This is a genomic window from Herbiconiux daphne (assembly GCF_024979295.1).
Classification (GTDB): Bacteria; Actinomycetota; Actinomycetes; order Actinomycetales; family Microbacteriaceae; genus Herbiconiux; species Herbiconiux daphnes.
The window spans coordinates 1-530 of record NZ_JANLCJ010000782.1; the positions used below are offsets into that span (position 1 = coordinate 1).

Here is a 530-nt window from a genome sequence, read left to right on the forward strand (position 1 = left end):
CAGATTATCCAGTCCACCAAAACTTCTCAAGCTCCTATGGTAGAAGTACCAATGCCTGAGTTGCTTAATGAAGTTAAGGGAGAAGTTATCCTTAATATCTTCCTTGATCTGGGTGTCCGTATGTACTGTGAGCTGGTGGCGTAATGGCAGAACCAAAACCATCTTTCAAATTCCTACCGATTGGTGTGCCTAGCACTATCATGTACACCAATTGGAAAGGGGAGAAACGTCAACGTCAAATCAAACCAATCAACCTTTGGTATGGTTCGACTGAGTTTCATCCTGAACCACAAATGCTTTTACTGGCGTTGGATGTTGAGAAGAATCAACTCCGTGATTTCGCTGTGAAAGATATTGAACCTGTTTATTGGGATAAGTAATATGCCAAAGTATACCGTCCGTCTGGACTGTGGTAAAGAGCGTACAGTTAACGCTGATATCGTGACTATCGATCCGCATTCAGTGCGCTTTGATACCCGTGCCGAAGCTGGCAAACCTGCTGTGCTGGTGGCTTATTTCCCAGCGCGTTC

The 530-nt window shown here is 44.7% G+C and carries 1 protein-coding gene; it reads left to right on the plus strand.

Annotation, left to right across the window (positions count from 1 at the left end; translation table 11 throughout):
* Positions 1 to 143 precede the first annotated feature (143 nt).
* Positions 144 to 380 carry a hypothetical protein gene (locus N1032_RS27665; RefSeq protein ID WP_259543939.1) on the plus strand — a complete coding sequence of 79 codons (237 nt, stop codon included), beginning with the start codon at positions 144 to 146 and terminating at the stop codon, positions 378 to 380.
* Positions 381 to 530: the final 150 nt, after the last annotated feature.